Source organism: Bradyrhizobium retamae (genome assembly GCF_001440415.1).
Lineage (GTDB): Bacteria > Pseudomonadota > Alphaproteobacteria > Rhizobiales > Xanthobacteraceae > Bradyrhizobium > Bradyrhizobium retamae.
The window spans coordinates 133,845-156,822 of record NZ_LLYA01000001.1 but is presented as its reverse complement, the minus strand read 5'-3'; the positions used below and the strand labels follow the sequence as shown (position 1 = coordinate 156,822).

Annotated in this window: 21 protein-coding genes; 7 read left to right on the top strand and 14 right to left on the bottom strand. The window is 62.6% G+C overall.

Going from position 1 to position 22,978, the window contains the following annotated elements:
* The first annotated feature begins 3 nt into the window (after positions 1 to 3).
* The 3 genes from CQ13_RS00710 (at position 4) to CQ13_RS00700 (ending at position 2,438) form a co-directional block, all read left to right on the top strand.
* The gene (locus CQ13_RS00710; protein ID WP_057841108.1) at positions 4 to 765 is read left to right on the top strand and encodes an SDR family NAD(P)-dependent oxidoreductase; all 762 of its coding nucleotides are present in this window, start codon (positions 4 to 6) and stop codon (positions 763 to 765) included.
* A gap of 13 nt (positions 766 to 778) precedes the next feature.
* Positions 779 to 1,198, top strand: coding sequence for an acyl-CoA thioesterase (locus CQ13_RS00705; RefSeq protein ID WP_028349381.1), 420 nt, complete (start codon positions 779 to 781; stop codon positions 1,196 to 1,198).
* An 88-nt stretch (positions 1,199 to 1,286) separates the two neighbouring features.
* The gene (locus tag CQ13_RS00700) at positions 1,287 to 2,438 is read left to right on the top strand and encodes an ABC transporter substrate-binding protein (RefSeq protein ID WP_057841107.1); all 1,152 of its coding nucleotides are present in this window, start codon (positions 1,287 to 1,289) and stop codon (positions 2,436 to 2,438) included.
* 67 nt (positions 2,439 to 2,505) lie between these two features.
* Here the strand turns inward: CQ13_RS00700 and CQ13_RS00695 are convergent, their stop codons facing one another.
* From CQ13_RS00695 to CQ13_RS00685, 3 genes are read right to left on the bottom strand one after another with little or no spacing between them, the layout of a single operon-like run.
* On the bottom strand, positions 2,506 to 3,237 hold the full coding sequence (locus CQ13_RS00695; RefSeq protein ID WP_028349379.1) for an ABC transporter ATP-binding protein: 732 nt from the start codon (positions 3,235 to 3,237) through the stop codon (positions 2,506 to 2,508).
* Positions 3,234 to 5,003 carry a branched-chain amino acid ABC transporter ATP-binding protein/permease gene (locus tag CQ13_RS00690; protein ID WP_057841106.1) on the bottom strand — a complete coding sequence of 590 codons (1,770 nt, stop codon included), beginning with the start codon at positions 5,001 to 5,003 and terminating at the stop codon, positions 3,234 to 3,236. Before CQ13_RS00690 ends, CQ13_RS00695 begins: the two co-directional genes overlap by 4 nt.
* Before the next feature lie 5 nt (positions 5,004 to 5,008).
* On the bottom strand, positions 5,009 to 6,049 hold the full coding sequence (locus CQ13_RS00685) for a branched-chain amino acid ABC transporter permease (RefSeq protein WP_057841105.1): 1,041 nt from the start codon (positions 6,047 to 6,049) through the stop codon (positions 5,009 to 5,011).
* Positions 6,050 to 6,221: 172 nt separating this feature from the next.
* Here CQ13_RS00685 and CQ13_RS00680 point away from each other — a divergent pair, with 172 nt between their 5' ends.
* Positions 6,222 to 6,740: a MarR family winged helix-turn-helix transcriptional regulator gene (locus CQ13_RS00680; RefSeq protein WP_057841104.1), complete on the top strand. Its 519-nt coding sequence runs from the start codon at positions 6,222 to 6,224 to the stop codon at positions 6,738 to 6,740.
* Positions 6,741 to 6,839: 99 nt separating this feature from the next.
* Here the strand turns inward: CQ13_RS00680 and CQ13_RS45120 are convergent, their stop codons facing one another.
* From CQ13_RS45120 to CQ13_RS00635, 11 genes are all read right to left on the bottom strand, one after another.
* Positions 6,840 to 7,490 (bottom strand): putative bifunctional diguanylate cyclase/phosphodiesterase, encoded by a 651-nt coding sequence (locus tag CQ13_RS45120; RefSeq protein ID WP_245308969.1) that lies wholly within the window; start codon positions 7,488 to 7,490, stop codon positions 6,840 to 6,842.
* A 26-nt stretch (positions 7,491 to 7,516) separates the two neighbouring features.
* The gene (locus CQ13_RS45115) at positions 7,517 to 8,146 is read right to left on the bottom strand and encodes a GGDEF domain-containing protein (RefSeq protein ID WP_245308968.1); all 630 of its coding nucleotides are present in this window, start codon (positions 8,144 to 8,146) and stop codon (positions 7,517 to 7,519) included.
* Between the two features lie 27 nt (positions 8,147 to 8,173).
* Positions 8,174 to 8,986, bottom strand: a complete 813-nt coding sequence (locus CQ13_RS45110) for a PAS domain-containing protein (protein ID WP_245308966.1) — start codon at positions 8,984 to 8,986, stop codon at positions 8,174 to 8,176.
* Positions 8,987 to 9,165: 179 nt separating this feature from the next.
* The gene (locus CQ13_RS00670) at positions 9,166 to 10,455 is read right to left on the bottom strand and encodes a glycerate kinase type-2 family protein (protein ID WP_057841103.1); all 1,290 of its coding nucleotides are present in this window, start codon (positions 10,453 to 10,455) and stop codon (positions 9,166 to 9,168) included.
* A gap of 131 nt (positions 10,456 to 10,586) precedes the next feature.
* The gene (locus CQ13_RS00665; RefSeq protein WP_057841102.1) at positions 10,587 to 11,813 is read right to left on the bottom strand and encodes an ABC transporter substrate-binding protein; all 1,227 of its coding nucleotides are present in this window, start codon (positions 11,811 to 11,813) and stop codon (positions 10,587 to 10,589) included.
* A gap of 160 nt (positions 11,814 to 11,973) precedes the next feature.
* The gene (locus CQ13_RS00660) at positions 11,974 to 13,203 is read right to left on the bottom strand and encodes an ABC transporter substrate-binding protein (protein WP_057841101.1); all 1,230 of its coding nucleotides are present in this window, start codon (positions 13,201 to 13,203) and stop codon (positions 11,974 to 11,976) included.
* Between the two features lie 237 nt (positions 13,204 to 13,440).
* Positions 13,441 to 14,457, bottom strand: a complete 1,017-nt coding sequence (locus CQ13_RS00655; RefSeq protein ID WP_057841100.1) for a branched-chain amino acid ABC transporter permease — start codon at positions 14,455 to 14,457, stop codon at positions 13,441 to 13,443.
* A 2-nt stretch (positions 14,458 to 14,459) separates the two neighbouring features.
* Positions 14,460 to 15,338 (bottom strand): branched-chain amino acid ABC transporter permease, encoded by an 879-nt coding sequence (locus CQ13_RS00650; RefSeq protein ID WP_057841099.1) that lies wholly within the window; start codon positions 15,336 to 15,338, stop codon positions 14,460 to 14,462.
* Positions 15,339 to 15,350: 12 nt separating this feature from the next.
* A complete protein-coding gene (locus CQ13_RS00645; RefSeq protein ID WP_057841098.1) occupies positions 15,351 to 16,064 on the bottom strand; it encodes an ABC transporter ATP-binding protein in 714 nt (237 codons plus the stop codon).
* On the bottom strand, positions 16,061 to 16,858 hold the full coding sequence (locus CQ13_RS00640; RefSeq protein WP_057841097.1) for an ABC transporter ATP-binding protein: 798 nt from the start codon (positions 16,856 to 16,858) through the stop codon (positions 16,061 to 16,063). Before CQ13_RS00640 ends, CQ13_RS00645 begins: the two co-directional genes overlap by 4 nt.
* Positions 16,859 to 16,927: 69 nt before the next feature.
* Positions 16,928 to 17,791, bottom strand: a complete 864-nt coding sequence (locus tag CQ13_RS00635; protein ID WP_057841096.1) for an IclR family transcriptional regulator — start codon at positions 17,789 to 17,791, stop codon at positions 16,928 to 16,930.
* A 165-nt stretch (positions 17,792 to 17,956) separates the two neighbouring features.
* Here CQ13_RS00635 and CQ13_RS00630 point away from each other — a divergent pair, with 165 nt between their 5' ends.
* The 3 genes from CQ13_RS00630 to pimC are packed head-to-tail and all read left to right on the top strand — an operon-like array spanning position 17,957 to position 22,948.
* Positions 17,957 to 20,053, top strand: coding sequence for a 3-hydroxyacyl-CoA dehydrogenase NAD-binding domain-containing protein (locus tag CQ13_RS00630; RefSeq protein WP_057841095.1), 2,097 nt, complete (start codon positions 17,957 to 17,959; stop codon positions 20,051 to 20,053).
* A complete protein-coding gene (gene pimA, locus CQ13_RS00625) occupies positions 20,053 to 21,726 on the top strand; it encodes a dicarboxylate--CoA ligase PimA (RefSeq protein WP_057841094.1) in 1,674 nt (557 codons plus the stop codon). Before CQ13_RS00630 ends, pimA begins: the two co-directional genes overlap by 1 nt.
* Positions 21,727 to 21,757: 31 nt before the next feature.
* Positions 21,758 to 22,948, top strand: a complete 1,191-nt coding sequence (pimC, locus tag CQ13_RS00620) for a pimeloyl-CoA dehydrogenase large subunit (protein WP_057841093.1) — start codon at positions 21,758 to 21,760, stop codon at positions 22,946 to 22,948.
* Positions 22,949 to 22,978: the final 30 nt, after the last annotated feature.

Sequence of the window (22,978 nt, the reverse complement as noted above, 5' to 3'; positions counted from 1 at the left end):
ACCATGCAGTTGAAGGACCAGGCCGCCATCGTCACCGGCGGCGCATCGGGATTGGGCGCGGCGACCGCGCGCCGCCTCGCGGCGCAGGGCGCCAAGGTCGCAGTCTGCGATCTCAACGCCAACCTGGCAGAGGCCGTCGCGGCCGAGATCGGCGGCGTCGCGGTAATCTGCGACGTCTCCGATGCGGCCTCGGCGGAAGCTGCGATTGCAAAAGCCGCGGCGGCCCATGGCCCGGCGCGCGTGCTGGTGAACTGCGCCGGCATCGGCGTCGCCAAGCGCGTGATCGGCAAGGACGGCCCGATGGCGCTCGGTGATTTCGACAAGGTGATCAAGGTCAACCTGATCGGCTCGTTCAACATGCTGCGGTTGGCGACCGCGCCGATGTCGAAGCTCGAGCCGCTTGCGACCGGCGAGCGCGGCGTGGTGATCTCGACCGCCTCGGTCGCGGCCTATGACGGCCAGATCGGTCAGTCAGCCTATTCGGCTTCCAAGGGCGGCATCGTCGCCATGACGCTGCCGATCGCGCGCGAACTGGCGCAGTTCGGCATTCGCGTGCTGACGATCGCGCCGGGCCTGTTCCTCACGCCGCTGCTGGCCAACCTGCCGCAGGAAGCGCAGGACTCGCTGGCCGCCTCGATCCCGTTCCCGCGCCGCCTCGGCCAGGCCGACGAGTTTGCCTCGCTCGCGCTGCACATGATCGATAACCCTTATCTGAACGGCGAAGTGGTGCGGCTCGATGCCGCGCTTCGCATGGCGCCGCGCTAGGATATTTCATCCCATGTTCGTCAACCGGCGCGATGTGCAGATCCAGTGGGGCGATTGCGACCCCGCCAACATTGTTTACTACCCGCGTTATTTCGCGATGTTCGACGATTCCACCTCAATCATGTTCGAAGCCGCCGGCTTTTCGAAACAGGATCTCATCCACAAATATGGCCTCGTCGGCATTCCCATGGTCGACACAAGGGCCAAATTTCATATCCCGTCCACCCATGGCGACTGGATCCGGATCGAAAGCCGGATCGAGAGCTTCAAGCGCTCCAGCTTCGAGGTGGTCCACAACGTGTTCAAGGGCGAGGCATTGGCGATCGAGGCATTCGAAACCCGCGTGCTGGTCGGCAAGCACCCGGATGATCCCGCGAAGCTGAAATCGGCGCCGATGCCGCCGGAGATCGTCGAGCGTTTCATGCGGGGCTGACTTACTATCCGGCATGACCTAAAGGAGGGGCTGAATTGAGGGCCCGGTTTTGCTTAAGACTGCAGATAATAATCCAAGGGAGGAATGAATGAACAAGGCTTTTCTGTCCGCGGCGACTGTCATCGCGGCCCTCGCCCTGCCCGGGGCGCCGGTCATTGCACAGACCAATGAAATCACGATCGGCATCACCGTCACCACAACCGGTCCCGCGGCGGCACTGGGCATTCCCGAACGCAACTCGCTCGATTTCGTGCCGAAGGAAATCGGCGGCGTGCCGATCAAGATCATCGTGCTCGATGACGGCGGCGATCCGACCACGGCGACTACCAATGCACGGCGCTTCGTCACCGAGTCGAAGGCCGACATCATCATGGGCTCCTCGACAACACCTCCGACGGTTGCGGTCTCCACGGTTGCGAACGAAGCGGGGATTCCGCATTTCGGCCTGGCGCCGCTCCCGATCAACGAAGCGCGCATGAAATGGTCGGTCGCCATGCCGCAGCCGATCCCGATCATGGGCAAGGTGCTGTACGAGCACATGAAGGCCCACGGCATCAAGACCGTCGGCTACATCGGCTACTCCGATTCTTACGGTGATCTCTGGGTCAACGACTTCAAGACCCAGGCCGTACCCATGGGCCTGACCATGGTGACCGAAGAGCGCTACGCTCGTCCCGATACGTCGGTCGCGGGCCAGGTGCTAAAACTGGTCGCTGCCAATCCTGACGCCATTCTGGTCGGTGCCTCCGGCACCGCCGCAGCGCTGCCGCAGAGCGCGCTGCGCGAGCGCGGCTACAAGGGCCTGATCTACCAGACCCACGGCGCCGCCAGCATGGACTTCATCCGCATCGCAGGTGCCGCGGCCGAGGGCGTGATCATGGCGTCCGGTCCGGTGATGTCTCCGGAAACCCAGCCCGACAGCGCGCTGACCAAGAAGCCGGGTCTGGCACTCAACACCGCCTACGAAGCCAAGTATGGCGCCAACAGCCGCAGCCAGTTCGCCGGCCATTCCTACGACGCCTTTGAAGTGCTGAAGCGCGTGATACCGGTGGCGCTGAAGAAGGCCAAGCCGGGCACGCCGGAATTCCGCGAGGCGATCCGTCTGGCGCTGATCTCGGAGAAGGAAATCGCGGCAAGCCAGGGCGTCTACAACTTCACCGAAAAGGATCGCTACGGCCTCGACGACCGCTCGCGCATCATCCTGACCGTGAAGGACGGCAAATACGTCCCGGCGAAGTGAGATCGTGACCCTCATGGATGAGGTCTGACAGACTAGATGGGCTGCGCGGAAGCGGCCCATCTAGTCCCTAGATCCCGCTTGCGCCCTCGTGCTGGAAGCCGAGATAGCTCGCCGCGACGCGCTGGTTGCTTGCGATATCCTTGGCCGATCCGGACAGGATGAATTCGCCGAGTTCCATGACGTAGGCGCGGTCGGCGATTTTAAGCGCCGCTTGCGCATTCTGTTCGACCAGCAGCACCGACACGCCGGCGGCGCGCAATTCGCCGATGGTGCGGAAGATATCGGCCACGATGATCGGCGCGAGACCAAGGCTCGGTTCGTCCAGCATCAACAGTTTTGGCGCGCCCATCAGCGCGCGGCCCATCGCCAGCATCTGCTGCTCGCCGCCGGAGAGCGTGCCGGCCAATTGCTTGCGCCGCTCCTTGAGGCGCGGAAACAGCGTGTAGACCCGCTCGAACGACCTTGCCGCGGTTGCCTTCGGAATCCGGAAGGCGCCGAGCTGCAGATTGTCCTCGACGTTCATCGTGCCGAATAATTCGCGGTGCTCCGGAACGAGACAGAGGCCCGCCGCGACGCGATCCTCGATGTCGAGCGGGGTCATGTCGGTGCCGGCGAAGGCGGTGGCGCCCTTGAGCGGCAGCACGCCCATGATGGCGTTCAGCAGCGTGGTCTTGCCGGCGCCGTTGGCGCCGATGATGGTAACGATCTCATCGTCAGCGACCTCGAGCGAAACCGAGCGCACGGCTTCGACCTTGCCGTAGGAAACGTGGGCGTCGGAGACCGATAACAGCGCACTCATGCGGTAGCTCCGAGATAGGCCTTGATTACATCGGGATTGGTCTTGATCGCATCCGGCGTGCCCTCGGCGATCTTGGTGCCGAAATCGAGCACGACGATGCGGTCGGCGAGATCCATCACAAAACCCATGTCGTGCTCGACCAGCAGCACCGACATGCCGCCGTCGCGCAGTTGACGGAGCAGGGCAGCGAGCCGCTGCTTTTCCATATGGCGCAGTCCCGCGGCCGGCTCGTCGAGCAGCAGCAGCAGGGGATCGACGCACAGCGCGCGTGCAATCTCGACAATGCGCTGCTGGCCGAGCGACAGGCTTCCCGCCAACTGGTCGATCTGGTCGCCGAGGCCGACGCGCTCGATCTGGCGGGCGGCTTCCGCCAGCAATTTGGCCTCGTCGGCCCGGTCGAGCCGGAGCATGCTGGAGATCGCGCCCGCAGACCCCCGCAAATGCGCACCGATCGCGACGTTCTCCAGCACGGTCATGTCAGGGACCAGCTTGACATGCTGGAAGGTGCGCGCGACGCCGAGCTTTACCACGTCCTGCGGCGGAGCGTTGTCGACCTTGTTGCCGAGCACCGAGATGGTGCCGCCGGTCGTCGTCAGCACGCCCGTGATCAAGTTAAAGGTCGTGCTCTTGCCGGCGCCGTTGGGGCCGATCAAGGCGACGATCTCGCGGGCCCGGACGTCGAAGGAGACGTCGTTGACGGCAATCACGCCGCCGAACTGCTTGCGCGCCTTCTCGATCTGCAGCAGCACGGCGGATGAAGCCTGTGCGCGCACGGGCGTGGCAAGCGGTAGCGACGCATCGGGCATCCTGCGGCCCGGCTGGATCGGCAGTCGCGACATCAGCCAGGGCCAGACGCCGGTCGGCGCCAGTTGCAGCAGAACGACCAGCAGGATGCCGAACACGATAGTCTCGAGCTGGCTCTGGCCGCCGAAGATATAGGGCAGATAGCTCTGCAGGATCTCCTTCAAGATCACGACGATGCCGGCGCCGAGCACCGCGCCCCAGACATAGCCGGCGCCGCCGACCACGGCAATGAACAGATATTCGATACCGGCATGTGCACCGAACGGGGTTGGGTTGGCCGCGCGCTGGAAATGCGCATAAAGCCAGCCGGAGAGGCCGGCGAGAACCGCCGCATACACAAATACCAGCAGCTTGGCGCGCGGCGTCTGCACGCCGAACGCTTCGCCGGCGATATGCCCGCGCCGCAGCGCGCGGATCGCGCGGCCGGTGCGGGAGTCCAGGAGGTTCATGGTCAGGAGCGCCGAGACCAGCACCGCGATCCATATCGCGAAATAGATCGTGCCGGGATCGAGCATCCGGAAATTGCCGATCGAGAGCGGCGGGATGCCGGAGATGCCGTCATTGCGACCGAGGAACTCCAGCTTGCTGAACAGGTAAAATAGGCCGATGCCCCAGGCGATGGTGCCGAGCGGCAGATAATGGCCGGACAGCCGTACCGTGACGATGCCGAGCAGGACTGCGGCGATGCCGCTGACCACGAGTGAGAGCGGCAGTGTCAGCCATGGCGAGACGCCATAGGCCGTGGTCAATACCGCCGTGGTGTAGGCGCCGAAGCCGCAGAAGGCGGCCTGGCCGAACGAGGTGAGGCCGCCGACGCCGGTCAGGAGCACGAGGCCCATCGCCACCAGTGCGGCGAGGCCGATATTGTTGAGCAGCACGATCCAGAATGGCGGGACCCCCGGAATGAACGGGATCGCTGCCATCACGAGCGCGAAGATGATGAGAGGGGTGCGCCGGTTCATCGCCGTCAATCCTTCTCTTCCTCGACCGCGGGCGCTGCGAGCGAGCGCAGCACCAGCACGGGAAGGATTAGCGTAAAGACGATGACCTCCTTGAAATTGCTGGCGTAGAACGATGAGAACGCCTCGACGCTGCCGACCAGCAAGGCTGCGACCGCCGTCAGCGGATAGCTGACCAGTCCGCCGATGATCGCGGCAATAAAACCTTTCAGGCCGATCAGGAAGCCGGTGTCGTAATAGAGCGTGGTGATCGGCACAATCAGGATCCCGGAAATCGCGCCGATGATGGATGCCAGCAGGAAGGCAATCTGCCCCGATAGCGTGGTGCGGATGCCGACGAGGCGGGCGCCGAGGCGGTTGACGGCGGTAGCGCGCAACGCCTTGCCCATCAGCGTGAAGCCGAAGAACAGCCACAGCGCGACGATGAAGGCGACCGTCAGCCCGTAGACCGCAAGGCTCTGGCCGGTGAAGCGCAGCGGGCCGATCGTCAGTGCGGTATTCGACAGCGCCGGCCCGCGCAGGCCCTCGGCGCCGAAGAACACGAGCCCCAGGCCCTGCAGCGCAAGATGGCAGCCGACAGAGGCGATCAGCAGCACCAGCACCGAGGTATGAGCGATCGGTTGAAACGCGATGCGGTAGAGAAACAGCCCGATCGCCGCGACGATCAAAAGCGACAGCGCGATGTTGACCGCAATCGGAGTCTTGGGACCGGCAAGGCCATAGGTCAGGGCCATGATCGCGGCGGGGAGAGCGATGTTGAGGGCAACGGCGCGCGCGACCCGCCTTGGCCGTAATGATCGCCGCGCCTCAAACAGGTCGAGGCCGAAGGCGACCACGCCCATGGCCATCGCCAGCTTTGCGGTGCCCGGCACCTGACCGGTCGCCAGCATCGCGTAGCTCAGCGCGCCGAAGGTCACGAACTCGCCCTGCGGAATCAGGATGACGCGGGTGACGGCAAACACCAGCACCAGCGCCAGTCCGAGCAGCGCATAGATCGCGCCATTGGTGATGCCGTCCTGCAGCAGGAACAGCATGATCGTCGTATTCAAGACTGGCGCTCCCCCTAAAAGCGTCGCCGGTCCTGACCTCGCACGGTCCGCCGGCCGTCCTATATCTCGGCAGTTGAAAGGCGCCGATATTTGATATATCCAATAACAATTATCAAATATAACATCAAGGCCCGGTCACCGCCGAGCCTTTGTTGGGGGCGAGCCTCACGCCATGACAGTTTCCAAGGCAGCGACCGATGTCGTCAAGTCGTCGCGCGGCAACGGCAAGGAAATCGCCGATGGCGCCGCGGAGAATGCCGGGCTGCAACTGGGCGAGCTGGCCGACCTGCTCGGCTATTCGCTCAAGCGCGCGCAGCTCAAGGTATTCGAGGACTTCCTGCGCTGTGTCGCGCCGCTGCAACTGACGCCGGCGCAATTCTCCGTGCTATTGTTGCTCGATCGCAATCCCGGGCGCAACCAGACCGAAATCGCCAACACCCTTGGCATCCTCAGGCCGAATTTCGTCTCGATGCTGGATGCGCTGGAGGGCCGCGGCCTCTGCGCCCGGATGCGCTCGACCAACGACCGTCGCTCGCACATCCTGGTTCTGACAGACAAGGGCAGGGCGGTGCTGGCACGTGCCAAGAAGCTGGTGGCCAGCAAGCACGAGGCGCGTCTCAACGAACTGCTGGGTCCTGCCAACCGCATCGCGCTGCTGGAAATGCTGTCGAAGATCGCGGCGGAGTTTTGAACAAAAGTCATTCCGGGGCGCATCGAAGATGCGAACTATGGTGCGCAATTGCGCATCGTAATTCGCGCTTCGCGCGCTCCGGAATGAAAAGCTGGGCCCTCACGCCGCGACGATGCGGCCTTGAGCCTCGCGCGGTCCGCGTCCCGACAAAAACTGCCGCTCAATCTCGGCGGCGGGAAGTGGCTTGCTGAACAGGAAGCCCTGCATTTCCGTGCATCCCTCGGATGCGATGCTGTGAAGTTGCTCCGCGGTTTCGACGCCCTCGGCGGTCGCCGTCATGCCCATTCCATTGGCGAGCGCGGCAACCGCGCGCACGATGTTGAGCGAGCTCGAATTCTCGGTAATGTTCTTGACGAACGAGCGGTCGATCTTGATCTTGTCGAACGGAAAGCTCTGCAGGTAGGTCAGTGACGAATATCCGGTGCCGAAATCGTCCATGGCGATCCGGATTCCGAGCGCGCGCAACTGATGCAGCAGCGCGAGCGTCGCTTCCTTGTTGTGGAGCAACACGCTCTCGGTGATTTCGATCTCCAGCCGCGTCGGCGCGAGTCCGGAGGCGGCGAGCGCGCCGACGATCACCTGCATCAGGCCGGGACTGCGAAACTGGATCGCTGAAATATTGACGGCGACGTGAAGGTTGTCGGGCCATTGCGCGGCGGTGGCACAAGCCTGCCTGATGACCCACTCGCCCATCGGCACGATGAAGCCGATCTCTTCGGCCAGCGGGATGAAGGCGGCCGGCGAGATCAATCCCTTGGTTGGATGATGCCAGCGTATCAGCGCCTCGAAGCCGCTGATTCCTTGCTCGCCAGATTGACGACCGGCTGGTAATGCAGCTCGAACTCGCGCGCCGGGAGCGCCTTGCGCAGATCCTGCTCCATGATGCGGCGGGTCTGCATCTGCAGGTCCATCGCAGGCTCGAAGAAGCGGAACGTGCTGCGGCCGTCGCTCTTGGCGCGGTAGAGTGCGAGGTCGGCATTGCGCAGCAATTTGTCGGGGTTCGATCCGTCGCCGGGACCGACCGAAATGCCGATGCTGACGCCGATCACGACCTGCTGGCCGTCGATTTCATAGGGCTCGCTCAGCGCATCGATGACGCCCTGCGCCAGCGAAGTGGCATCGGCGGGGTCCGAGATCGTGGCCTGCACGATGACGAATTCATCGCCGCCCATCCGCGCGATCGTGTCGGAATCGCCGACGAGCCGGCGCAACCGTTCGGCGACGCTCCTGAGCAACTTGTCGCCGCAGGGGTGGCCGAGCGTATCGTTTACGGCCTTGAACTGGTCGAGGTCGAGGTGATGGACGGCCACCATTTCCCCGTTCGAAACCCTGCCCAGCGCATATTCGAGCCGATCGTTCAACAACACCCGATTGGCAAGATCGGTCAGCGCATCGTGATGCGCCATGTATTCGATCTTGACCTCGGACTGGCGCTATTCGGTGATGTCCTCATGCGTCGCGACCCAGCCGCCGCCGGGCATCGGGCGGTGGCGGATCTTGAAGGTACGCCCGTTCTTCAATTCGACGATGCTGTCTTTCGCTTCATTGGAAACCGCCACGTTGGTGCGCCATTGCAGATATTCGTCGCGCGTCATGGCGGGGAAGCTGCCGGCTTCGAAGCGCAGGTCGACGATCTCGACCAGCGACATGCCGGGGCTGACGCGCTCGGGCGCAATGTCATACATCTCCACGAAGCGATCGTTGCAGACGATCAGGCGGTGGTCGGAATCGAAGAAGCAAAGCCCCTGCGACATGTTGTTGATCGCGGTGTCGAACTGGAAGTTCCTGATGCGCAGGGCTTCTTCCTGCTCCTTGCCGAGCTCGTATTGTTTCTTCAGCCGGGCATTAAGCTCTTCGCGCTCGGTGATATCCTCATGCGTCGCCATCCCGCCGCCGTCCGGCATCGGGTAGACGGTGTAGGCGACGATCCTGCCGTCGGTGAACTCCTGCACCGTGGTGTCGAGTGCGATGTCGCGACCGACGCGCTCACGGATATAATCATCGACCGCGACCTGCACCTTCAGCCCGAGTTTCAGCCGGTGCCGGATCAGTGCCTGGGTCGGTGTTCCCGGCTTCACCTGTTCAGGCGAGAGCCCGTACATCTCCCTGTAGCGGCGGTTGCAGAAAACGACCTCGCGCTTCTCGTCGAATACGACGATTCCGAGCGACATATGGTTGATCGCGTCCTCCAGCCGAGCGCTCAAATGCGCTGACCGCGGCGCGGTTGTCGGGATGTGATCCGTCATAAAGCGTTCCCCAGCCGCGACTGGCGGCTCTCCTCCTCCGGGAGAACGGCCATTAAATGCCAGGCTAATGAATCGCACCTTCGAGATAGGCAAACCGCGCGGGGGTTCTTCGCAAACTGCTCAACAAAGCGTTAATGCCGTTACGGCGCATGCGAGGCTCCGGCAACTGCCTCGGCGATCTACGTCGGGTCCACCAAGATCACCCTGACGTCGTTGACATTGGTGAGGGTCGGGCCGGTCAGCAGGAGATCGCCGGTGGCCGAGAAGAACGCGGTCGCATCGTTGTTGGCGAGATAGGCCGCGGGATCGAGGCCGAGCGACTTCATCTTCGCGAATGTCGTCTGATCGATCAAAGCGCCGGCCGGGTCGGTCGCGCTGCCGGCGCCGCCGTCGGCGCCGTCGGTGTCTGCAGCCAGCGCCACAATGCCGGACGTAGTCTTCAGAAGATCCGCCAGCGCCAGCGCATATTCCTGGTTGGGACCGCCGCGGCCATTGCCACGCACGGTCACGGTGAGCTCGCCGCCCGACAGGATCGCTATGCGTTTGCCCTCGCTTTGTGCTTTCAGCGCCAGTCCCGCATGATCGGCCGCCACCTCGCGCGCCTCGCCTTCGAGATCCGCGCCGAGGCCGACAACCTCATACCCTGCGTCCTTCGCGACCTTGATCGCCGCGTCGAGAGAAGCCTTCGGCTTTGCAATCATCTCGAATTGCGCGCGGGAAAAGGCGGGATCGCCGGGCTTGCAGCTCTCGTTCCTGCCGTCGTCGAGCGCGCGTCGGACGGCATCGTCGACCGTGAGATTATACTTCGCAACCAGGGCGCGGGCGTCCGCCAGCGTACTCGGATCCGGTACCGTCGGTCCCGATGCAATCGCTGACGGATCGTCATGCGGGACGTCTGAGATCGCGAGCGTCACGATCTCAGCGGCGCGCTGTCCGGCGCGGGCCAGCCGGCCGCCCTTGATCCGCGACAGATGCTTGCGCACGACGTTCATCTCGCCGATCGGCGCGCCCGAGCGCAATAGCGCGCGGTTTACCTGCTGCTTCTGTGCGAACGAAACCCCATCTGCGGGCGCGATCCAGTTTGCCGAGCCGCCGCCGGACAACAGCACCAGCAAAAGGTCGTCCGCAGTCGCCTCCGCGGCAAGACGCAGCGTCTCGTCGGCGGCTTTCAGCCCGGCTTCGTCGGGCACCGGATGGCCGGCCTCGATCACCCTGATGCGCCGCGTTGGCACGCCGTGGCCGTGGCGCGTGGTGGCAAGGCCGGTCAGCCGCGACGGATCGAGGCCAAGCGTATCGAGGTAGTGCCGTTCGGCCGCAGCCGCCATCGCTGCAGCGCCCTTGCCTGCGGCGAGGCAGATCACCTTGCCCTTGGGCACGGGACGCAGATGCGCGGACAGCACGACGTCGGGATGCGCGGCCGCAACGGCCGCATCAAAGATCGCACGCAAAAGGGGACGTCGGTCGGTCATGATTTGCAACGGGAGCTGCTAGGGGGACGGGAGGTCTGGTTATCCATCCAATCGCTGCAAAAGAAAACCCCCGCAGGATGCCTGCGGGGGTTCTCCCGGCCCGCAAATGGGCCGATCAGACTTCAAAATGACTAGCCGCCGGCGTCGCCGGACAGGATTTCACCGAAGCGTTCCCAGGTCTCGCCCTTGAACTTGATCAGTTGCACAGACGAGATCGGCGCAAAGTCGGTCGGTGACGTGTTGACCTTGATGCCCGGCAGCAGACCGCCAAGTTCGAGGTCCTTGATGCTGGCGGCCTGCTTCATGACGTTCTCGCGCGTGAGATTGTCGCCGCAGGCTTTCAGCACATGCACGAGACCCTGGGCGACGGTGTAGCCGAACATCACCGAGGCGTCGGCGCGGTTGGCTTCCGGGTAATATTTGTCCAGGAATTCGTTCCAGGCCTTCATGCCCGCATCATCCTTCCACTGCGCATCCGTCGGATCCTTCAGGTATTGCGAGGAGATGATGTCCTGGGCGTTCTCCATGCCGGCCGGCTTGATGACGCTGCCGATCGAGGCCGAGACGTTATTGAGGAAATGCAGCGGCTTCCAGCCGATCTCGGCGTTCTTCTTGATCGCCTGCGCCGCGAATTTCGGCGTGGTGATGTTGATGAACACGTCGGCGCCGGAGGCCTTCAGCTTGACGATGTGCGAGTCGATGGTCGGCTCGGAGACTTCGTAGCTTTCCTCCAGCACGATCATCGACGCAGCCTTGGCGCCAAGGCCGTCCTTGAAGCCCTTCAGATAGTCCTTACCGTAGTCGTCATTCTGATAGAGGATCCCGATCTTGGCATTCGGCTTCTCCTTCAGAATGTATTTCGCATAGATCTGCGTTTCGCTCTGGTAGTTGGGCTGCCAGCCCATCGTCCACGGAAAACTCTTCGGATCGTTCCACTTGGTGGCGCCGGTGGCGACGAACAGTTGCGGCACCTTCTTGCTGTTCAGGTACTTCTGGATCGCCGTGTTCGGCGGGGTGCCAAGCGGGTTGAAGATCAGCAGGACTTCATCGCTCTCGACCAGCTTGCGCGCCTGCTCCACGGTCTTCGGCGGGCTGTAGGCGTCGTCATAGCTGATGAAATTGATCTTTCGACCGTTGATGCCGCCCTCGGCATTGATCTTCCTGAAGTAGGCCTCTTCGGTTTTTCCGATCACACCGTAAGCGGAAGCTGGTCCGCTGTAGGGCATAATATTGCCGATCTTGATTTCAGTGTCGCTCGCACCGGGATCGTATTTCTTCTGCGCGAAAACGCCGCTCGAACTTGCCGCGAGCAATCCAAACGCGGTCGAAACCACCGCAAGTTTTTTGATTGTGGACACTTCTGTCTCTCCCTTTTCATCTCTTAATGTAACTGTCGGGCCTCTTGACGCGGCTCTTTTGACAGCGTCGTGATTAGCATCTTGCCGAAAGCCTCACAAACAAAAAGCCCCTGCGGTAAAAGCCGCAGGGGCTGCATCTTCAGCAGAGCTCGCAGCCGGGTCAGCCGCCGACGTCTCCCGAGAGAATTTCGCCGAAGCGCTCCCAGTTCTCGCCCTTGAATCTTATCAGTTGCAATTGAGAGAGCGGAGCAAAATCGGTCGCCGACGTGTTGACCTTGACCCCAGGCAGCAGGCCATTGAGTTCGAGGTCCTTGATGCTGGCCGCCTGCTTCATGACGTTTGCTCGAGTCAGGTCGTCGCCGCAGGCCTTTAGCACGTGCACCAAGCCTTGAGAGACGATATACGCGTACATCACCGATGCATCGGCCCGGTTGGCTTCCGGATAGTACTTATCCAGGAATTCGTTCCATGCCTTCATCGCGGCATCGTTCTTCCACTGCGCGTCGGTTGGATCCTTGAAGTATTGCGACGAGATGATGTCCTGTCCATTCTCGAACCCGGCCGGCTTCATCACGCTGCCGATCGACGCCGAGACGTTGTTGAGGAAATGCAGCGGCTTCCAGCCGATCTCGGCGTTCTTCTTGATCGCCTGCGCCGCAAACTTCGGTGTGGTGATGTTGAAGAATACGTCGGCGCCTGATGACTTCAGCTTGACGATGTGGGAGTCAATCGTCGGTTGGGAGACTTCGTAGCTCTCCTCCAAGACGATCATTGATGCAGCCTTGGCGCCAAGTCCGTCCTTGAAGCCTTTTAGATAGTCCTTACCGTAGTCATCGTTCTGATAAAGAATACCGATCTTGGCGTTCGGATGGTTCTTCAGGATGTACTTGGCGTAGATCTGCGACTCGCTCTGGTAGTTGGGCTGCCAGCCCATCGTCCAGGGGAAGTCCTTGGGGTCGTTCCACTTGGTGGCGCCAGTGGCGACGAACAGTTGCGGCACCTTCTTGCTGTTCAGATATTTCTGGATCGCCGTGTTCGGCGGGGTGCCCAGCGGATTGAAGACCAGCAGCACCTCATCGCTCTCGACCAGCTTGCGCGCCTGCTCCACCGTCTTCGGCGGAGAGTAGGCGTCGTCATAGCTGATGAAATTGATCTTGCGGCCGTTGATGCCGCCTTCGGCGTTGATCTTCCTGAAATAGGCCTCTTCGGTTTTACCGATCACGCCGTAAGCGGAAGCCGGTCCGCTGTAAGGCATGATGTTACCGATCTTGATTTCGGTGTCGCTGGCGCCGGTGTCGTATTTTTTCTGCGCGAGTGCGCCGCTGCTGGTCGCAGCAAGCAATGCGAGGGCGGCCGCAAAGGCCCCCAAACGCAAGTTGATGGCGGACATTTTTTGATCTCCCTAGGATCGGTGACTGTGTCATCATTTTTGATTGGAGCGCTTGGCGGCCCTTTGCGAACATTGAATACCTTTCGGCCGCGTCCAGCAACAAAAAGCCCCCCGCGACGGTGTCGCGGAGGGCGATATTTAGTCGGATGCTCCGGGAAACTACCGCCCGGCGGAATATTGGTTAATGGCCGAGTTCGCCGCTGGTGATGTCAGCCGAACAGATCCCGCGGCGTGAAGTTACTTCTTCAATTTACCGAGCATCTGCTGCGCAACAATTGCCACCTGCCTTGCGCCATGCGGCACGAGGAAGATGACAATAAACAGGAGCACGCCGAACACCGCACCGGAGAGGCCCTTTGAGATGCTCTCCGCGATGTTGGGCACGAAGATGATGAAGGCGGCGCCGACGAACGAGCCCGGCAGCCAGCCGACGCCGCCAACCACCATGCCGAGGAATAGCGCGATGGCCAGATTGATCGTGTAGCTGTCGGGTGCCACGAACGCCACGACGATGGCGCTGAGCCCGCCGGCGATACCGGTGATGCCCGCGGATACGCCGAAGGCGAGCGTCTTGTACTGGGCGACGTCGACGCCCATGGCGGAGGCCGCGATCTCGTTGTCGCGGATCGACATGAAGGCGCGGCCCGAGCGCGAGCGCAGCAGGTTGACTGATCCGACATAGATCGCGACCGAGATCGCCAGCGTGAAGTAATAAAGCCACTTGTCCTGACCGATCGGCAGCCCGAACGGCGCATCGGGTTTCATGACGGTGAGGCCCTGAACGCCGCCGGTCCAATGCTCGAGGAAATGCAGCTTCAGGAGCTGCGGCATGGCGACCGCCAGCGCGAAGGTGGCTAGCGCGAGGTAGATGCCGGTAAGCCGCAACGCGGGTTTGCCGAACAGGTAGCCGGCGCCGAACGAGACCAGCCCCGCGATCGGCAGCGTCAGCGCATAGTTCATGTTGGCGTTCTCCATCAGGACCGCCGACGTATAGGCGCCGAGCGCGTAGAACGCGCTCTGGCCGAGCGAAAACTGCCCGCTGCCGCCGGTCAGGATGTTGAGTGCCAGCACCGCGATCCCGTAGATCATGACCATCGTCATCTGGAAGACGACGAAGTTCTTCACGAATACCGGCGTTACAAGCAGCGCCGCCAGGATCACCAGCGAGGTGCCGGTGCCCAGCGTCATGGCGCGCTTCGGAACAGCCTCGACGGCCGGGGCTTCTGTGACGGTGTCTTCTGCAGCTACGCTCATGATCAGACTCGCTTGACGATGGCTCGGCCGAAGAGACCGGCAGGTTTGAAGACCAGGACGGTGATGATCAGCGCAAGCGCGATCGGCAGTTTCAGTTCATTGCCCACGCCTGGGATGTAGGTGCCGGCGAGGTTTTCGAAGACGCCGACCAGGAAGCCGCCCATGACGGCGCCCAGCGGCGAACTAAGGCCGCCGAGCACGGCAGCGGCGAAACCGTAAACCAGCACGCCGCCCATCATGTTCGGTTCGAGGAACACGACCGGGGCGATCAGGATGCCGGCGACGGCGCCGATCGCGGAGGCCATGCCCCAGCCGAGCGCGATCATCCAGGAGGTGTTGACGCCGACCAGCCGCGCCGATTCCGGCAATGCCGCCGCTGCACGCATGGCAAGGCCGATCCGGGTGAACTGGAAGAACAGGTAGAGCCCGATCAGCATAAGGAGAGTGACGCCGATCATCCCGACCTGGTGGGTCGAGATCAGCTGGCTGCCGAGGAACGGCGAGGAGCCGAACGGTGTCGGATATTGCTTGATGGTGAAGTCCCAGGTCAGGCCGGCCACCGAGTTGACGATCGCAAACAGCGCGATGAAACCGGCGACGTTGGTCAGCACCGGCGCTTTCGCAAGCGGCTTGAACAGGAGGCGTTCGATCAGGATGCCGCCGGCGAACGAAATCGCCAGCGTGAGCAGGAATGACCACCAATAGGGCACGCCCCACTGCATCAATTGCCAGGAGATGAAGGTCGAGAACATCGCCATTTCGCCCTGGGCGAAGTTCAGATGGTCGATCGCCTGGTAGATCATGACCACCGCGAGCGCCATACAGGCATAGATCGCGCCCGTGGCGATGCCGGCCAGGACTTGGTTGGTGAACAATTCCATCGTCCCAGCTCCTCAGTAACCCAGATAGGATTTGCGGACGTCTTCGTTGCTCGCGATTTCCTTCGCGTTCCCCGACATCACGATTTTTCCGGTTTCGATCACATAGGCCTGGTCGGCGAGCTCCAGCGCGAGCTGCGCGTTCTGCTCCACCACGAGGATGGTGACCTTGTCCTCACGGTTGATCTTGCCGAGGATCTTGAACAGGTCGCGCACGATCAGCGGCGCGAGGCCGAACGACGGCTCGTCCAGCAACATCAGCCGCGGCCGCAGCATCAGCGCACGCGCCACCGCCAGCATCTGCTGCTCGCCGCCCGACAGGGTGCCGGCCTGCTGGGTGTGGCGTTCCTTCAGCACCGGAAAGTGCTCGTACATCCGCTCGATGTCGGCGACGATGTTCTTCTTGTCGGTGCGGGTGATGGCGCCGAGCTGCAGGTTCTCCTCCACCGTCATGGTGGTGAAGGTGCCGCGGCCCTGCGGCACATGCGCGATACCGAGGCGAACGACGTTTTCGGTCGACTTGCCGGACAGCGGCTTGCCCTCGAACTCGATCGCGCCGGTCGAGCGCACCATGTTGCAGATTGCCCGCAGGGTGGTGGTCTTGCCGGCGCCGTTGGCACCGAGCAGCGTGGTGAGGCTGCCTTCGTTGAGGGCGAAGGAGAGGCCGTGAAGGGCCTGGACCTGGCCGTAATAGGCGCGCAGGTCCCTGACATTGAGCATCGCAGTCATTGGTCCTTGCTCCCCAGATAGGCCTTGATGACGTCAGGATCGGCCTGGACCTGGGCCGGCGTTCCCTCGGCAAGCTTGCGGCCGAAATTGAGCGCCACGACATGATCGGCGATCGACATCACTAGACCCATGTGGTGCTCGACCAGCAGCACCGTCATGTGCCGTTCGTCCCTGATGCGCTTGATTAGGTCGCCTAGCACATGGACTTCCTCATGGTTGAGGCCGCCGGCGGGTTCGTCGAGCAGCAGGATCTTCGGATCCGCGGCCAGTGCGCGCGCCAGCTCGACGCGCTTCTGGGTGCCGAACGGCAGCCCGGACACGATGGTATGGGCAACATCCTCGAGATGCAGATAGGCGAGGATCTCCTGCACCTTCTTGTTGATCTCGACCTCGCCGCGGCGAACCCAGGCGAGTTTGATCGAGTCGGAGATGATGTCGCTGGAGGAGCGCGCGTGGCAGCCGACGCGGACGTTGTCGAGCACCGACAAATTGGCAAACAGCGCGACGTTCTGGAAAGTGCGGCCGATGCCGATCTCCGCGATCTTGTGCGCCGGGCGCGTCAGGATGCTGACGCCTTCCATCAGGATGTCGCCGGTGCTCGGCTGATAGAGGCGGGACAGACAGTTGAACAGCGTCGTCTTGCCGGCGCCGTTCGGTCCGATCAGGCCGAGGATGTTTCCCTTGTGCATGTCAAAGGACACACCGTTGAGCGCGATGATGCCGCCGAACACGACGCTGACGTCGCGGACCGCGAGCAGGGGAACATTGCCCTGCGCGAGCTGTGGCTGCGTCATCGCGTCCCGCCCGCCCTGATCACGGAGCGGGAATGACCGCGCAAATGTTTTTGCCGGTCATGGTGAAGGCTATCTGATCCCCTCGGCCAAACGTGCAACTCTTCCTCCTGCTTTCAACTTCTTGTTCTCTGATTTTTTTGATTGCGGTGCTGCGCCGCCCAGCGCTGCTTCGATGTTCCTTACCATCGTGACAAGGCGAGGTCCAATGTCGTTGATCAAACGATCTTCCGTGAAACGGAAAGCGGGCGCGCCGCAATTGAAGGCGTACGGTCCGGTTCCGTCGCTCAGCTTCAGCGGCACACCTACGGCGTGCACATCGTCCTGCCATTCGCCGGCAGAGATAGTGAAGCCGTGACGGGCGAGCATTTCGCCCGCGCGCTCGATGCCGTCGCGCATTTTGGGCCAGCGATTGCCGTAGTGGTCGCGCAGTTCGCGCAATAGTGAGGCGCGCTCGTCGTCGGGCAGGGCCCAGAGATAGGCCCGTCCCATCGCGGTGGTCGCGATCGGAACGCGTGAGCCGACGTCAAGCTGCACACCGAGCAGCCCGGTGCGGCTCTGCCCGAAATAGATCATGCTGTGACGGTCGCGTCCGCCGACTGCGACGGCGCCGCCGGTCTCGCGCATCAGCGCTTCGCGATAAGGCTCGGACAAATGCCGAACGCCGAGATTGGCAAGGGCGGCATACCCCAGCGCCATGGCTGATGGCGCGAGCTGATACTTTTCGAAGCGCGGAACGGGTGTAAGATAACCGAGTTTGGTCAGAGTGTAAGTCAGCCGGGAAATGGTTGGCTTCGGCAATTTGGTGCGGGCGGCGAGTTCTTGATTGCCAAGAAGCCCGTCATTGGGTTGGAATGCGCGCAACACATCGAGTCCGCGGGAGAGTGCGACGACGAAGCTGCGATCGGTCGCCGCTTTTTTCCCTGGACGTTTCATTACCCGCTACTGCTGCTGATGAGCTCGTTGACAAGGGACGTGCTTCAAAATAACCCTCCCTGTCAAGATGTGGAATTAAATTTCGCACTGCGAAATTGGTAATAGCCGTAGCTACTCAACGCAAGTTGGGCGGCATCCAAGAACAAACGATCCAGGGAGAGTCCCGTGAGCGAAGTGGTAAAACTCGAGCGTCATGATGTCATCGCCATCGTCACGGTCAACAGTCCTCCCGTCAACGCGCTGAGTGCCGCCGTGCGCGGCGGCATCTTCGAATGCATGAAGAGCGCGATCGCGGATTCGGAAGTGAAGGCGATCGTGCTGACCTGCGCCGGTCGCACCTTCATCGCCGGCGCCGACATCACCGAATTTGGCAAGCCGCCGAAGCCGCCGGGCCTCGCCGAGGTGCTTGATCTCATGGAGAAGTCGCCGAAGCCGATCATTGCCGCCATTCACGGCACGGCGCTCGGCGGCGGTCTCGAAGTCGCGCTGGCATGCCACTATCGCGTCGCCACCAAGGACGCTCGCCTCGGCCTGCCCGAGGTGAAGCTCGGCCTGCTGCCGGGCGCCGGCGGCACCCAGCGCCTGCCGCGCGCCGTCGGGCCCGAGCTGGCGGTCAAGATGATCGTCGGCGGCGATCCGATCGGCGCGGCCGAGGCGCTCAAGAACGGCCTGATCGAGGAGATCGTCGAGGGGCCGGCGTCGGGTGGCGAATCCTTTGCGCTGAAGGTGCTGGCGGAGAAGCGCCCCTTACGCAAGCTGCGCGACGATGACAGTAAGCTCGCTGCCGCCAAGGCCGACATCTCGATCTTTACCAACGCAGTCGCCGCATTGACCAAGAAGGCGCGCGGGCTGGAAGCCCCGTTCGCCGCAGCCGATGCGGTGCGCGCCGCGATCGAGCTGCCGTTCGACGAAGGGTTGAAGAAGGAGCGTGAGGGTTTCCTCAAGCTGGTCTCCAGCGACCAGTCCAAGGCGCAGCGTTACGCTTTCTTCGCCGAGCGCGAAGCCGCCAAGATCGCCGGCGTGCCTGATGGCACCAAGCCGCGCCCGGTCGAACGCGTCGCCATCATCGGCGCCGGCACCATGGGCGGCGGCATCGCGATGTCCTTTGCCAACGCCGGTATCCCGGTGACGCTGATCGAGACCGGCGAAGAGCAGCTCAAGCGCGGCATGGGCGTGATGCAGAAGAATTACGAGGCGACCGCGGCGCGCGGTGGCATCCCGGCGGATGCGCCGGCTAAGCGCATGGGCTTGATCGACGGCAAGGTCGGCCTCGAGCACGTCAGGGATGCTGACCTTGTGATCGAAGCGGTGTTCGAGACCATGGCGGTCAAGAAGGAGGTATTCGAGGCGCTCGACAAATACGCCAAGCCCGGCGCGGTGCTGGCTTCCAACACCTCGTATCTCAACATCGACGAGATCGCGAAGGTGACGAAACGTCCGCAGGACGTACTCGGCATGCATTTCTTCTCGCCGGCCAACGTGATGAAGCTGTGCGAGATCGTCCGTGCCGACAAGACCGCGCCGGATGCGCTGACGACGGCGGTGTCGATTGCGCGCAAGATCGCAAAGGTGCCGGCCGTGGTCGGCGTCTGTGACGGATTTGTCGGTAACCGCATGCTGGCCCAGCGCGGCAAGCAGTCGGAGAAGCTCTTGTTCGAAGGCGCGTTGCCGCAGCAGGTCGATGCCGTGGTGACGAAATTCGGCATGCCGATGGGCCCGTTCGCGATGAGCGATCTCGCCGGCCTCGATATCGGCTGGCGTTCGCGAAAAGACCGCGGCATCAAGTCGGAAATCGCCGACGCACTGTGCGAGGCCGGCCGCTTCGGCCAGAAGACCGGCAAGGGCTACTACAAGTATGAAGGCGGCTCGCGCGCGCCGCTGCCCGATCCGGAGGTCGAGAAGCTGATCGACGAGACGCTGCAGCGTCTCGGCCGCAAGAAGCGCGTCGTCAGCGACGACGAGATCCTCGAGCGCATGATGTACCCGATGATCAACGAGGGTGCGCGCATCCTGGAGGAAGGTATCGCGGCGCGGCCGAGCGACATCGACGTGATCTGGCTCTATGGCTATGGCTGGCCAATCTATCGCGGCGGCCCGATGTTCTATGCAGACCAGGTCGGGCTGAAGCATATTGCCGACCGGCTGTCGTACTATGCCAAGGAGACCAACGATCCGTCGCTCGAGCCGGCCCCGCTGCTCAAGCGCCTTGCCGCGGAAGGCAAGACGTTTGCGTCGCTCGCCGCGCAATCGAAGGCGGCTTGATGGGGCATCCGGGCGAACAGTTCTATCCGCAAGGCGTCCGCTGGGACGAGCCGATCGCACGCGGCACGCTGCCTGATCTATTGTCGACGGCAGCCGCGGAGTTCGGCTCGCGCCCCGCGATCGAATTCCGGGAGCGGCCGATCAGCTACAGCGAACTTGAGGCATTGGTGGAAACGGCCGCCAGCGCCTTCCTGCGCGCCGGCTACGGCAAGGGCAGTTCGGTCGCGCTGTTCCTCGGCAATTCGCCCGATCACCCGATCAATTTCTTCGGCGCGCTGAAGGCCGGCGCCCGCGTCGTGCATCTGTCGCCGCTCGATGGCGAGATCGCGCTGTCGCACAAGCTTACTGACTCGGGCGCGCGGGTACTGGTTACCAGCAATCTGTCGGCGCTGTTGCCGACTGCGCTGAAATTTCTCGCTCACGGACTGCTCGATCGCCTGATCGTTTGCGAGGACGATCATTGGGGCAAGGTCGGGACGCCGCAGACGGCGTTGCCCGATAATTTGAAGATCGTCACCTACAAGAAGTTTACTGACGGTGCAGCAAAGCCGGCGCAATGGCCCGCGATCTCGGCCGACGACGTCGCGTTGCTGCAATATACCGGCGGCACCACCGGATTGCCGAAGGGCGCGATGCTCAGCCACGGCAATCTGACGTCGGCGGTGTCGGTCTACGACGTCTGGGGCAGACCGTCGCGCGCCGAGCGCAATGCGGTCGAGCGCATGATTTGCGTGCTGCCGCTGTTTCATATCTATGCGCTGACGGTCGTGCTGCTGTCGGCGATCCGGCGCGGTAATCTGATCTCGCTGCATCAGCGTTTCGACGTCGAGGCCGTGATGCGCGATATCGAGATCAAGCGTGCTACCGTTTTCCCCGGCGTGCCGACCATGTGGATCGCGATCGCAGCCCTACCGGACCTCGACAAGCGCGATCTGTCTTCGTTGGTCAGCGTTGGCTCCGGCGGCGCACCGCTGCCGGTCGAAGTCGCACGGATCCTGGAGCGCAGGGTCGGCATGAAGCTGAAGAGCGGTTGGGGCATGACCGAGACCTGCTCGCCAGGCACCGCACACCCGAAGGAGGGACCGGACAAGCCAGGCTCGATCGGCCTGATGCTGCCCGGCATCGAGATGGACGTTGTGTCGCTGGAGGATCCGACCAAGTTGATGCCGGTGGGCGAAACCGGCGAAATCCGCATCCGCGGTCCGAATGTCACCAAGGGATACTGGAACCGGCCGAAGGAAACCGCGGAAGCCTTTGTCGGCGACCGTTTTCTCACCGGTGATATCGGCTACATGGACGCTGACGGCTATTTCTACCTGGTCGACCGCAAGAAGGACATGATCATCTCCGGCGGCTTCAACGTCTATCCGCAGATGATCGAGCAGGCGATCTATACGCATCCTGCCGTGCAGGAAGTGATCGTGATCGGCATATCAGACGATTACCGCGGCGAGTCGGCGAAAGCCTTCATCAGGCTGCGCGCGGGCGCTCAGCCGTTCACCATCGATGAGCTGCGCAGCTTCCTCACGGGCAAGCTCGGCAAGCACGAGCTGCCGACCGCCGTCGAGTTCGTCACAGAATTGCCGCGCACGCCGGTCGGCAAGCTGTCGCGCCACGAATTGCGCATGCAGCAGAAGTCATCGCAAGCTGCCAACAGCGAGAACGTCGCTTAGCCGGAATCTAATTCGCTCACAGGAGGATCTGATGGATCTCGCTTTCAGCAAGGAAGAAATCGCGTTTCGTGAAGAAGTGAGAGCCTTCTTCAGGGACAACGTACCGCCGGAAACGCGGCGCAAGATGGTCGAGGGCCGTCATCTCTCCAAGGACGAGATGGTCGCCTGGTGGCGCATCCTGAACAAGAAGGGCTGGGGCGTCTCGCATTGGCCGAAGGAATATGGCGGCACCGGCTGGAGCTCGGTGCAGCAGTACATTTTCAACGAAGAGCTGCAGATGCATCCGGCGCCGGCGCCGCTCGCCTTCGGCGTCAGCATGGTCGGCCCGGTCATCTACACCTTCGGCAACGAGAAGCAGAAGCAGCACTATCTGCCGCGCATCGCCAATGTCGACGACTGGTGGTGCCAGGGCTTCTCGGAGCCGGGTTCGGGGTCTGACCTCGCCTCGCTGAAGACCAAGGCCGAGCGCAAGGGCGACAAGTACATCATCAACGGCCAGAAGACCTGGACCACGCTGGCCCAGCACGCCGACATGATCTTCTGCCTGTGCCGCACCGACACGTCAGCGAAGAAGCAGATGGGCATCTCCTTCATCGTGTTCAGCATGAAGTCGAAGGGCGTCACCGTGCGTCCGATCGAGACCATCGACGGCGGCCACGAGGTCAATGAAGTATTCTTCGACGACGTCGAGGTGCCGGTCGAGAACCTGATCGGCGAAGAGAACAAGGGCTGGGATTACGCAAAATTCCTGCTCGGCAACGAGCGCACCGGCATCGCCCGCGTCGGCGTCTCCAAGGAGCGGCTGCGCCGCATCAAGGAGCTCGCCTCCAAGGTCGAACAGAACGGCAAGCCGGTACTGGAAGACCAGGGTTTCCGCGAGAAGCTGGCGGCCTGCGAGATCGAGCTGAAGGCGCTCGAACTGACGCAGCTCCGTGTCGTCGCCGACGAGGGCAAGCACGGCAAGGGCAAGCCCAACCCGGCGTCTTCGGTGTTGAAGATCAAGGGCTCGGAAATCCAGCAGACCACCACCGAACTTCTGATGGAAGTGATCGGCCCGTTCGCCGCGCCTTACGACGAGCATGGCGACGACGCCTCCAACGAAACCATGGATTGGACCGCCCAGATCGCGCCGAGCTACTTCAACAACCGCAAGGTCTCGATCTACGGCGGCTCCAACGAGATCCAGCGCAACATCATCACCAAGGCGGTGCTGGGGCTGTAGGCGCCACAACAATGCACGTCGTCCCCGCGA

Excerpts from the sequence above, each read along its gene's own strand:
- pimC (WP_057841093.1), top strand. The coding sequence starts at position 21,758 with ATGGATCTCGCTTTCAGCAAGGAAGAAATCGCGTTTCGTGAAGAAGTG.
- CQ13_RS00660 (WP_057841101.1), bottom strand. The coding sequence starts at position 13,203 with ATGTCCGCCATCAACTTGCGTTTGGGGGCCTTTGCGGCCGCCCTCGCA.
- CQ13_RS00670 (WP_057841103.1), bottom strand. The coding sequence starts at position 10,455 with ATGACCGACCGACGTCCCCTTTTGCGTGCGATCTTTGATGCGGCCGTT.
- CQ13_RS00705 (WP_028349381.1), top strand. The coding sequence starts at position 779 with ATGTTCGTCAACCGGCGCGATGTGCAGATCCAGTGGGGCGATTGCGAC.
- CQ13_RS00690 (WP_057841106.1), bottom strand. The coding sequence starts at position 5,003 with ATGAACCGGCGCACCCCTCTCATCATCTTCGCGCTCGTGATGGCAGCG.
- CQ13_RS00695 (WP_028349379.1), bottom strand. The coding sequence starts at position 3,237 with ATGAGTGCGCTGTTATCGGTCTCCGACGCCCACGTTTCCTACGGCAAG.
- pimA (WP_057841094.1), top strand. The coding sequence starts at position 20,053 with ATGGGGCATCCGGGCGAACAGTTCTATCCGCAAGGCGTCCGCTGGGAC.
- CQ13_RS45115 (WP_245308968.1), bottom strand. The coding sequence starts at position 8,146 with ATGGCGCATCACGATGCGCTGACCGATCTTGCCAATCGGGTGTTGTTG.
- CQ13_RS00680 (WP_057841104.1), top strand. The coding sequence starts at position 6,222 with ATGACAGTTTCCAAGGCAGCGACCGATGTCGTCAAGTCGTCGCGCGGC.
- CQ13_RS00700 (WP_057841107.1), top strand. The coding sequence starts at position 1,287 with ATGAACAAGGCTTTTCTGTCCGCGGCGACTGTCATCGCGGCCCTCGCC.
- CQ13_RS00710 (WP_057841108.1), top strand. The coding sequence starts at position 4 with ATGCAGTTGAAGGACCAGGCCGCCATCGTCACCGGCGGCGCATCGGGA.
- CQ13_RS00655 (WP_057841100.1), bottom strand. The coding sequence starts at position 14,457 with ATGAGCGTAGCTGCAGAAGACACCGTCACAGAAGCCCCGGCCGTCGAG.
- CQ13_RS00640 (WP_057841097.1), bottom strand. The coding sequence starts at position 16,858 with ATGACGCAGCCACAGCTCGCGCAGGGCAATGTTCCCCTGCTCGCGGTC.
- CQ13_RS00650 (WP_057841099.1), bottom strand. The coding sequence starts at position 15,338 with ATGGAATTGTTCACCAACCAAGTCCTGGCCGGCATCGCCACGGGCGCG.
- CQ13_RS45110 (WP_245308966.1), bottom strand. The coding sequence starts at position 8,986 with ATGACGGATCACATCCCGACAACCGCGCCGCGGTCAGCGCATTTGAGC.
- CQ13_RS00635 (WP_057841096.1), bottom strand. The coding sequence starts at position 17,791 with ATGAAACGTCCAGGGAAAAAAGCGGCGACCGATCGCAGCTTCGTCGTC.
- CQ13_RS00645 (WP_057841098.1), bottom strand. The coding sequence starts at position 16,064 with ATGACTGCGATGCTCAATGTCAGGGACCTGCGCGCCTATTACGGCCAG.